At 63.9% G+C, this 10,051-nt stretch carries 9 protein-coding genes; 4 read left to right on the forward strand and 5 right to left on the reverse strand.

The features are described 5' to 3' along the window. Positions 1-29 precede the first annotated feature (29 nt). Both VFW93_RS13160 and VFW93_RS13165 read left to right on the forward strand, forming a co-directional pair. Entirely contained in the window at positions 30-560 is a 531-nt protein-coding gene (locus tag VFW93_RS13160) for a hypothetical protein (protein ID WP_329694444.1), read from the forward strand. Between the two features lie 509 nt (positions 561-1,069). After that, entirely contained in the window at positions 1,070-1,759 is a 690-nt protein-coding gene (locus tag VFW93_RS13165) for a serine protease (RefSeq protein WP_329694445.1), read from the forward strand. 69 nt (positions 1,760-1,828) lie between these two features. On the opposite strand, the gene VFW93_RS13170 is transcribed toward VFW93_RS13165, so the two are convergent. The 5 genes from VFW93_RS13170 to VFW93_RS13190 all read right to left on the reverse strand — a co-directional run bounded on the left by VFW93_RS13170 (position 1,829) and on the right by VFW93_RS13190 (position 7,468). After that, entirely contained in the window at positions 1,829-2,485 is a 657-nt protein-coding gene (locus VFW93_RS13170) for a PEP-CTERM sorting domain-containing protein (RefSeq protein WP_329694446.1), read from the reverse strand. A 161-nt stretch (positions 2,486-2,646) separates the two neighbouring features. Further along, positions 2,647-4,230, reverse strand: a complete 1,584-nt coding sequence (locus VFW93_RS13175; protein ID WP_329694447.1) for a bifunctional 3-(3-hydroxy-phenyl)propionate/3-hydroxycinnamic acid hydroxylase — start codon at positions 4,228-4,230, stop codon at positions 2,647-2,649. Between the two features lie 20 nt (positions 4,231-4,250). Further along, a complete protein-coding gene (locus VFW93_RS13180) occupies positions 4,251-5,291 on the reverse strand; it encodes an alcohol dehydrogenase catalytic domain-containing protein (protein WP_329694448.1) in 1,041 nt (346 codons plus the stop codon). After that, on the reverse strand, positions 5,288-6,271 hold the full coding sequence (locus tag VFW93_RS13185) for a fumarylacetoacetate hydrolase family protein (RefSeq protein ID WP_329694449.1): 984 nt from the start codon (positions 6,269-6,271) through the stop codon (positions 5,288-5,290). The genes VFW93_RS13180 and VFW93_RS13185 overlap by 4 nt, the downstream gene beginning before the upstream one ends. Before the next feature lie 57 nt (positions 6,272-6,328). Then, positions 6,329-7,468, reverse strand: coding sequence for a VOC family protein (locus tag VFW93_RS13190; RefSeq protein ID WP_329694450.1), 1,140 nt, complete (start codon positions 7,466-7,468; stop codon positions 6,329-6,331). Between the two features lie 161 nt (positions 7,469-7,629). Here VFW93_RS13190 and VFW93_RS13195 point away from each other — a divergent pair, with 161 nt between their 5' ends. Beyond that, a complete protein-coding gene (locus VFW93_RS13195) occupies positions 7,630-8,325 on the forward strand; it encodes a helix-turn-helix domain-containing protein (RefSeq protein WP_329694451.1) in 696 nt (231 codons plus the stop codon). Positions 8,326-8,391: 66 nt separating this feature from the next. Beyond that, a partial coding sequence (locus VFW93_RS13200) for an acyl-CoA synthetase (protein WP_329694452.1) occupies positions 8,392-10,051 on the forward strand: 1,660 nt, incomplete at its 3' end.

A 10,051-nucleotide genomic window follows, 5' to 3' on the forward strand; every position in this document is an offset into this window, starting at 1 on the left:
AGCGTGACGACGGATGGCATGGACACGCCATGACCACACTCATCGAATCGCCGGCCTTTCAACGCCTTGAGACTGAAGGGCGCCTGCTGAAGCCCGCCCACACAGGGCCGACCTCCGTGCCGGGCCGCTTCGGCTTTCGCGGCGAACTGGCGCTGACCACAGAACCACCCGTCATGCTGGAACAGGCCTTTGCCGCATCAGACAACGGAGAGGCCGCCTTGTGCTTTATCGCTGGCGCACTCACGACCTACAAGCACCTGCCTGCGCTGATCGAGGCCCTTGGTGGCACCATCAAGGTGGGCGGCAAATACTTCATCTACGTATCCGATCTCGAACGCGCATCGCGCTATCAGATCGAGTTCCATGGTGCATCGTTCTATATCCTGCCGATTGACGACACCTCGGTTTACAACGAACTGATCGACTGCCTGTATCTCGACAAGACCAGAATGAAGAAGATGAGTACGGCAGAAAAGCTGGACGCCTTGACCGACGGCGCGCTCAAGTATGAGCAGACCTACGAAGTCATCAGCTACGAAGAGGGTCTCAAGCGGCTCTGACCGTTCGTGAAGTTGTCGGGTTGCCGCCCCTCAGGCATCGACAATCCCGACAATTGACACGAAGGTGCCAACGGTAGATGGCCGTGCGCTACCGCACCGATCTTTGCGCCGGGATTTTCTATATTTGATCGTGACCTGACATGGGCGCAACGCCTTGCGCTCTGCCAGACCAGGACATCATCAGATTGTGGAGACTCACATGGCTGCCGATCGAATCAGAGACAACCTGAAGCGGGTTGTGGACAAAACGACGGAAAACTGGGCCCAGTCGAACGCAGACGAATCCAGCACGACGACCCAGGGCAGTGCAGCACCTTTGCCATTGGATCGACGGCGCGTCAGAGACCATGTCGTCAAGGCCAAAGGGCGCAGCCAACCCTTGCATCAACGTGAACATCAAGGCCAATAGCCGTGGCGAGATCTGACCTCAACCGATCCACTGCACGGCCATGATCGAACCCCTGCTCCTCACGACCACCCGAATCCTGACGTTCAAGGGCCACAGGCCGATGACTCAGGCCAGCGCTTTCTTCTTCTCGAGAGCCGGACGCCTGTATCTGGTGACCAGCCGCCATGTGTTGTTCGATGCCGCCGCCGGGCACTTCCCCGATCGGATTGAGATCACCCTGCACACCAACCAGAACAACGCCACGCAGACCACCGGGCTGTCCATCCTGCTGTATAGCCAGGGTGAACGCGTCTGGAGGCAGGGCCTCCACCCGAACGACGATGTCGATGTGGCCGTGATAGAAGTGGACCAGGGGCACATGCCTGCAGCCCATTTTTGCGCCTTCACACCAGCGCACCTGCAACAGTCGCTGAGCGACATCGAAGTGGGACAAGCGCTGCTGATCGTCGGGTTCCCGCTTGGCTTTCATGACGCGCTTCATCACCTGCCGGTAGTCAGACAGGCGGTGATCGCCTCTTCATTTGGCTTGCGCTTTCAGGGTCAGGGCATGTTCCTGACCGATGCCAGGATGCACAGTGGCACCAGCGGCTCACCCGTCGTGATCCGCGCGAGCGCCGATGACAAGGCCTGCGCTTACTTGCCATGGAAGCTGCTGGGCGTGCATTCATCTCGGGTCGATGTCGGCACGCGCAACCGGCAGATCGACGAGTCTCTGGGGCTCAATGTGGCGTGGTATGCCGACATCCTGATGGATCTGACCGCGAGCACCACCGCCACGGCCGTCTGTTGATGCGATGGCGAGCGACCATCGCGGCGCCGCCCGAGAAACCAGGTCCTCCGGCGGCACGAAGGGATCAGATCAGTGACCGGTCTTGCGCCCGCGACGGATGAAGAACACGCAAGCCGCCAGCCCCGTCAACATCAGCGCACTGGTCGAGGGCTCAGGCACAGCGGTGGTAGAGAACCCGCGCGCGTTGTCACCAATGCCATCGAGCAGACCAAAGTTGCCGCCGGTGTAGGCCCGCGCATTGGTGCGGATGATCTGGGTATAGCTCGTCGTGCCAGGGTTGATCTTCGAGGCGCCATTGGGCACAAAGCTGAGCCCCACCACACCGAATGCCGTGCGGTCCGCATAATCCGAAGGCTCGGTACCCGTGACGAAGACACCAAATGGCGCCGCCGTCTGGTAGACATCCAATACGGTGGTACTGCCCACGCTGCTGAAGTTGTAGGCGCTAAAGCGCTCAAGGCCATTGACAGAGCTGGCGTCATTGCTGAACTGATAGTAGAAGTCAAGGCCGGTGCCTGTGTCATAGACCGCGGCGCGCGCAATGCCGTTGTAGCTGGCATTGCTGATGTTGGTGATGGCCGTATCAAGCAAGGTTCCACCAAAGAAGCCTGGCACGATATCGACATTGGCCGTAGGGATCTCCGTGGGGAGCGGCGTCGCATGGGCCAGCCCCGTGGCGCCGGCCAGGATGATCGCAAGGGTACTGAGTTGACGTTCAAATGTCATGGGGTGCTTTCGGTTGATCGCGTGGCATCTGCAATGACATTGCGATAAATGCCGACGACGAGCACCATGCTCCCGCATCCCCATGCTGACGTCTGTTCGTTAGGGAACGTAACCGCGCCGTTCGGGCAGCCCATCGGACGTGTCGGTCACGCCTCTGCCCTTCATGCCGTATGCAACATGGCCAGGCTCTGCTGTGCAAGCTGCATGGCACTTGCCAAGGGGCCATCGGCCATGATCACCCGATCAGGCCGCACGACCGCCACCCAGCCACTTGGCACCTTGTGTGAGCCAAACGAGTTGTCGAGGTCTTCCCAGGTCGGTACGCTCGCCTGATGGGCTGGTTGCCCTCGCGGCGCGATCCGCATGAATTGCCCACCAGCCTGACGCCACTTCTGGCGCACGGCCTGGGGCAGGCTGGCGGCGGGGTCCACGCCAAAGCCCACCAGCATCAGCCCTTGGCCAAGCGCATCGTCGCTGAGGATGTGCTCGCGGTCTGTGAGTGAGCGCACCCAGCCCTGTGGCAGTTGACCGCCACGAATCAAACCCGCACAGGTCTTGCCCGGCGTGAAGCAGCCCGTCTTGAAGCGGTTCGCGGGCTTGATCTCCAGGTTTTCAAACAGGTTCCGCAGCCGAGGGATGGCAGACATGGTCTTCATCAGGCCGTGCGTCAGCCAGGCCTGCACGGCATTGCCCGGCATGACCAGGCGCCCCATCCACTGCGCCAGCTGGATCATCTCTCGGGCATGTGGTTGCCGCTCACGGCTGTAGGTTTGCAGCAAGGCCGGCTGCGCGCGGCCTTGAATCACCCAGGCGAGCTTCCAGCCCAGATTGGCCACGTCCCGCAGCCCCGCCACCAGGCCCTGGCCCACGAAAGGCGGCGTGATGTGCGCTGCATCGCCCACCAGGAAGGCGCGCTCGACCTGGAAGGTGTCGGCCACGCGCGCATGGAAGCGGTAGACCGCAACACGTTCGATGTCGATCTCCTGACCTTGCGCCCATGGCGCCAGCAAGCGCCGGACGGTTTCAGGCCGCTCCATCTCTTCCCGGGTCTCACCAGGCTGCAGCTTGAACTCCCAGCGCTGTCGATCGCCAGGCGCCACCATGTGGGGTGTGGGTCGCCGCGGATCGCAGATGAACTCGACGTGGTCAATGGCTTGAGGCAGTCGCCTGGCGTCCACCACCAGCCAGTCTTCTGCATAGGTCTTGCCCTTGAAATCCAGGCCCAGCAGGCTTCGCACCAGGGAGTTGGCCCCGTCGGCGCCGACGATGTAGCTGGCGCGCACCTCATGCTGCACGCCGCCAGCATCCTTGATTTGGGCGCGCACGCCCGATGCATCCTGCTCGAAGCCCGACAGGCTCGCACCCAGCGCCACCTGCACGTGCTCGTATGCCTTCAGGCGTGTTCTCAAGACCTCTTCGAGCTGAGGCTGATAGAAGGTCACCAGCTTGGGGTGGCCATCGACGGCACCGGCTGTATTGGCCCGGCTGTAGAAACCGAAGTGCGGAGAATGCATGCGTACCTCCGGGATCGCAATGGTGTCGATGTCCCCATCGTGCAGGCCGCACATCTGCAGCACACGCAGCGCTTCGTTGTCGAGCGCAATGGCCCGAGGGGCCCTGAAGATCTCGGTGGCCTTGTCGATGGCCAGCACGCTCACGCCATACTGGCCCAGCAGGTTGGCCAGGGCTGCGCCTACCGGGCCCAGGCCCACCAGCAATACATCGGTCTGATCTGGCAAGTTCATGTCGTGTCCTTGTGCGAAGTTCAAAGCTGGGCCATCAGCACCGCCCGTGTGGGCAGGCCTTGACCCACGTGTGCAAAAGCGCTCTCGGCCTGCTCGAACGAGGCGCGGTGCGCGACCTCCAGCAGCAAAGGCCGAAAGAGCAAACTGGCCTGAATCGCCTTCATGGCGTCTTCATCCGGCTTGAAGACCGTCCAGGCATAACGCGCCTTTGGTGCGACCGCACGCAGGCGAGCACGCATGGCGCGCCAGGCACGCCAGCAGGCCAACCCGCCGGACACCCATCCACGCGTATCGATCTCGCCGAGCAAGGGGTGCACCGTGGTGGCGTGACCCAAGGCCGTGCGATGAAGCCGGCCGATCACGTCGGCCTCATCGGTCCAGGCGCCGAAGTTCAGGGTGACGTCACAGTTCGAAGGCAGATCGGCCAGCGGCGTGGCGTGTCGATTGACCACGCGTGTTGCACCAAGCGCCAGGCAACGCGCCGCTGAGGCGCCACCGCAGACGGCCGTCACGGATGCGCCCCATCGAGACAGCAACTGAATCGCCAGTTGCCCCAAGGCGCCACCGCCACCATTGATCAGCACATGGCGCCCGGCGGCGTTCTGCTCGTTCAAGCCCACCGCCCTCAGCGCACGCCAGAGCGTCGTGAAGGTGTAAGGCACCACCGCAGCTGACACCATGAGCGTGCTGGCAGGCAGAGGCCGCACCCATCGCGACGACACGCACACCTCGCTGCGGTGCGCACCTTGCGGCCCCGTGGGCACGAGCCCCCAGACGCGCTCGCCCGGCGACACGTGCAACACATCGCTCCCCACTTCCGTGACCACGCCCGCAAAGTCATTGCCCAGGATCAGATCACGCCCACCCGCGCCCATGAGCGACAGCACCCGTTGGCCATACCCACTGGCGCGTTTGACATCGATCGGGTTGACCGAAGCCACCTGCACCTGCACCCGGACCTCGTCGGGCTTCAAGGCAAGCGGGTCGACCGGCAACCAACGCAGGACACGTGAAGCGGATGCGTCGGCCACCCGACACATCAAGGCCATCGTGGCACTCATGCCGACACCACCTTGTTGCGCTGCACGCCCAGATCCAGACGGCCATCGTCCGTGCGGATGCTGAGCTCCATCACGTCATTGGGTTGCAGGAACAGCGGGTCCTTCATGCCCTTGCGCACGAAGAACTTCCACTTCGTGGCGTCCGAGATGAAGTGCCGCGCCATGAACATGGGCAGCTTGCCTGGCGAGCGTGCGGCACACCCCGCTGGTGTGCCCGTGGCAATCAGGTCACCGGCGTGCAGGTCTTGCATGGCCGACAGCTCGGTCAAGGTCTGGTGCGGCTTGAACAGCATCGAACCGCACAGATCGTTCTGGCGTTCACCGCCGTTGACAGTGAGCTTCATGCGCAGGCTGGGCCACAGCGCCCACTCGTGAGGCTCCAGCAGCAACAAGGTGGGGCCCACCGGCCCGAACGTGCGGTAGCTCTTGCCTTTGTAGAACTGGCCTTGGGGCAACTGCACGTCGCGCGCCGATACATCGTTGACGATGGTCAGGCCGGCGATCACTTCGTGCAGGCGATCGGCACGCACCTCGCGCGCCTGAGTGAGGTCCTCCGACAGCACCAGGCCCAGCTCGACTTCGTAATCCAGCAGGTGCACGTGGCGCGGCCGGATCACGTCGTCCGTCGGGCCCGTGATGCACGACGAGGCCTTGGTGAAAATGGTGTTGAAGGGGAAGTTCTTCGGATCCAGGCCGGATTCGCGCACATGGCTTTCGTAGTTCACACCCTGGCAGACAAACTGCTGGTTTGTGGTCACTGGTGACAGCAACTTCACGTCGTCCAGGCTCAAGGTGGCTTGCGCACGTGTGGCGGCACGCGCCTGAGCCAGTCCCTGACGGACGAACTCACCGGTGGTGGTGGCCTGCACGGGCAACACGGCAATGCGGCGGTCAAACAGAACACCCCACTGTGGCGAGGCGCCGGTGGGGATGGAGGTGGCGCCAGCCTTGAGCTGGAAACGGATGACGGAAGTGGCCATGGGGATGCTGCTCCGAGGTTGAGAAAGGTGGGGATGGAGAGAGAGAGACGATGGCGCTCAGAGCCAGGGCCGCGCCGGGATGTCCAGCGCCTTGCCGGCCTGAAGCAGGCGCCCCAGATCGAGCCGACCTGATCGCCAGAGCTTGAACAGCTTCCAGACGATGCCCGGCCCCTTCCTGGGGAGCATGGTGGCGGGCACGTCCTCGCCCCAGGCCCAGATGCTGCCGGGGGCAAAAGGCACGTAGCGCGTCTCGTGATCAGCGGTGAAGACGTCGCCATCGGTGTAGTGCTCGAACTCGAAGCCATCCGGGTCGTACCAATAGTCGAACAGTTGGCTGCCCAGCACGTGGCGGCCAATGCCCCACATGTGCCGATGGCCATTGGCCTTGAGCACCTGCTGTCCCTGGCCCAGTGCGTCGAGGTCTTCAACCTCCCAGGCACTGTGTTCGTACTTGGGCTCCAGCCCACCCGCAATGACCACGGTATGGTGATCGGCCGGGGTCGCCCCCAGGTCCAGACGGAAGAAGGTCAGCAGGGGCGCGCCATCAGGCAGATACTGCACATCCGTGGGGATGATGCCCAGCACGCGCATGTACCAGTCGACCATGAGGTGGAAGTCGGTGGTCTGCATCACCACATGGCCCAGGCGCCCGATGCGCGCTGGTTCGATGGGGGGGCGAATCGTGGCGTTGACGCGCGGGGTCTGCGTCAAGGTGTTGATCTGGGTGGTGAGCGGCTCGCGCACGGGCAAAGGGTCCACCCGTGACCAGCCCTGGATGAGCCACACCAGGTGGCCATCCGGATCGCGCAGGCTGATGGCGCGCCCGCCCCCAGGTATCGCCTCAGGCGGCACGGCCTGGCCGCCCATCTGCCTGGCCAGGCTCGCCATGTCAAAGCCCTCGGGTGCCACGAAAGCAGCGCCCACATAACGCGAGCGCGCAGCACGGGTGGCCACCAGCACGGCGGGCGACGAACCTGCTGCGCGCATGACCAGCCTGTCTGCCGTGCGCGACACGGTGATCAGGCCGAAGTCCACCCAGAAGCGCTCGGCGCGGGCGAGATCGCGCTTCTCGAACATCAGGAAGGCGAGCTCGCGCGCCTTCATCAAAGGCGTCGGTCGATTGAGCCGCTGCACGAAGTCGGGCCGCTGGTTCTCCGGATACTCCGGTGCCGTGCGTAGAACGGTTGGTGAGGTCATGGCATCCACAGGTTGAACACACATCAGGGCTTGCGCACCCTGCGCTGTTCAGCAATAATGACACAATTGTCATTATGACATCAACGTCAATTTGCGGGATGGCGTGAACTGAACCACAAGCTCGTGAGACATTTCTGCCATTTCCACATGCCTTGACCCCCATGAATACCCTGGATCACCGCACCCGAGTTGCCGCAGAAAAGCGTGAGCGCATGCGCATGCGTCTGATCGAAAGCGCGCTGCATGTGTTCGCGCACAAGGGCGCGGACGCGGCCGTGATCGAAGACGTGATCGCCATGGCGGAGGTGTCGCGCGGCACCTTCTACAACTACTTCCGCACCAACGAAGAGTTGCTGGCCGCGGTCGTCAAGGAGTTGGGCAACGAGTTGCTGGCCCTGGTCGAGGTCGTGGTGATCCAGTGCAAGGACCCGGCCGAACGGCTGGCCACGGGTGTGCGGATGGCGCTGCACACCATGCGCGCCCACCCCCTGCTGGCGCAGTTCGTGGCGCGTTCCGGCCTGGCCATGGCTGCCCAGAACAGCCTGGCCATGGCCTATCTGCCGCGAGACATCCAGGCCGCCATGGACAGTGGCCGCTTCAACCTCGCATCGATCCAGGTCGGCCTGGTGCTCGTACTGGGCACCGCGCATGCAGCCATCGCGGCCATGACCCTGCCTGCCCCCGTGTCCACATCCCTGCCTGCCAACTACCCTGAAGAAGTCACCTACCACCTGCTGCTCGGCCTGGGCATGACCAAGGCGCAAGCCCGCAAGCTCGTGAGCAGCCCCATCACCCACGTCGAGTTCCCTGAGCAGGCACTTCTGGCCCGGACACGGCCGAACGCCACGCTCGCCTGATCGCACGCCTGGGTGGGCCCCGGCGCGTGCGTGCATTCCTGTCACACACCTGTATCGGAGACACCCATGCCTTCAGTCGCCTCACTGCGACCTGTTCAGCCCGGCGCGCCTGCGGGCGTTCGCCAACTGGACGATGTTCACGCCATCGAGGCCTGCGAGCCCGACCCCATCGGGCAGGTGCGCAACACCTATGAGCTGCTGCAACGCGGTGCACAGTTGCAAGCGGATGCGCCGGCACTGAGTTTCTTTCTGCGCACGGAAGATCACACCACCCCGGTGGTCTGGACACACCGCGAGTGGATGGCGCGCATCACCCAGACGGCCAACGCCTTGCGCCAGCTTGGCGTGAACCGCCACGACGTGGTCGCCTTCATCCTGCCCAATCTGCCGGAAACACACTGGACGATCTGGGGCGGCGAGGCGGCGGGCATCGTCTTTGCCATCAACCCGCTGCTGGAGCCGGCCTTGATGACGGAGCTCATGAACGCCGCGCGTCCCACGGTGCTGGTCACCCTGGCCCCCACGCCAGGCGCCGACATCTGGGAGAAGGCTTCGCAGGCCGCCGCCAAGGTGCCGAGCTTGCGGCACGTGCTCACCGTCAGCCCCCTGACCTACCTGCGCCACCCCCTGGCGCCGCTGCTGCGTTGGGTGGCGCGCCTGAAGACGCCGGGCAAGGTGGCTCAGGCCAAGGTGCAAGCGCTGCTGCCGCTGGTTGATGCAGCCTCATCACAGGCCCTCAGCTTTGCCCCCCCATCGCTGGACGACAGGGCTTCGTACTTCTGCACGGGTGGCACCACCGGTCTGCCCAAGATCGCCGTGCGCACGCACCGAACCGAGGTGGCCAACGCGCTTGAACTGGCCGCCACCTTCGGTTCGGAGATTCAAGGTGCAGGCCGCGCCGTGTTCTGTGGCTTGCCCCTGTTCCACGTCAATGCGCAGATCGGCACCGGCCTGACACCCTGGTCAGTGGGTGCGCATGTGGTGCTGGGTACACCGCAAGGCTACCGGGCGCCAGGGCTCATCCCTCGCTTCTGGGAGATCGCCGCCCACCACCGCTTCCTGTTCTTCTCGGGCGTGCCCACGGTGTACTCGGCCTTGCTGCAGCATCCGCCCAAAGGGCAGGATCTGAGCGAGCTGAAGTACGGCGTGTGCGGCGCGGCACCGATGCCAGTGGAACTGTTTCACCGCTTCCAGAAGGAAACCGGCGTCAAGATTCTGGAGGGCTACGGCCTGACCGAAGGCGGTTGCGTGTCCAGCCTCAACCCACCTCACGGTGAGGCAAGACTGGGCTCGATTGGCTTGCGCCTGCCATGGCAGGACATGGCGGCCTTTGTGCTGGACGACGAGGGGCGATGGCTGCGCGATGCCGATTGCAACGAAGTGGGGGTGCTGGTCATACGGGGGCCCAACCTCTTCCAAGGCTATCTGCATGCCGATCACAACAAGGGCCTGTGGATCGACCGGCCCAACCAGCGCGGCGTGATCGAGCGCTGGCTCAACACCGGCGACCTGGGCCGGCAAGATGCCGATGGCTACTTCTGGCTGACCGGCCGCAAGAAGGAGCTCATCATCCGCGGCGGCCACAACATCGACCCCAAGTTGATTGAAGAGGCGATGCACACACACCCCGCCGTGGCACTGGCCGCCGCCGTGGGCCGGCCGGATGCCCATGCGGGCGAGGTGCCCGTGGTGTACGTCCAGCTGCGAGAAGGCCGCCAGGCCACCG

The sequence above is a fragment of the Aquabacterium sp. genome (assembly GCF_036279675.1).
Classification (GTDB): domain Bacteria; phylum Pseudomonadota; class Gammaproteobacteria; order Burkholderiales; family Burkholderiaceae_C; genus Aquabacterium.

Excerpts from the sequence above, each read along its gene's own strand:
- VFW93_RS13160 (WP_329694444.1), top strand. The coding sequence starts at position 30 with ATGACCACACTCATCGAATCGCCGGCCTTTCAACGCCTTGAGACTGAA.
- VFW93_RS13165 (WP_329694445.1), top strand. The coding sequence starts at position 1,070 with ATGACTCAGGCCAGCGCTTTCTTCTTCTCGAGAGCCGGACGCCTGTAT.
- VFW93_RS13170 (WP_329694446.1), bottom strand. The coding sequence starts at position 2,485 with ATGACATTTGAACGTCAACTCAGTACCCTTGCGATCATCCTGGCCGGC.
- VFW93_RS13175 (WP_329694447.1), bottom strand. The coding sequence starts at position 4,230 with ATGAACTTGCCAGATCAGACCGATGTATTGCTGGTGGGCCTGGGCCCG.
- VFW93_RS13180 (WP_329694448.1), bottom strand. The coding sequence starts at position 5,291 with ATGAGTGCCACGATGGCCTTGATGTGTCGGGTGGCCGACGCATCCGCT.
- VFW93_RS13185 (WP_329694449.1), bottom strand. The coding sequence starts at position 6,271 with ATGGCCACTTCCGTCATCCGTTTCCAGCTCAAGGCTGGCGCCACCTCC.
- VFW93_RS13190 (WP_329694450.1), bottom strand. The coding sequence starts at position 7,468 with ATGACCTCACCAACCGTTCTACGCACGGCACCGGAGTATCCGGAGAAC.
- VFW93_RS13195 (WP_329694451.1), top strand. The coding sequence starts at position 7,630 with ATGAATACCCTGGATCACCGCACCCGAGTTGCCGCAGAAAAGCGTGAG.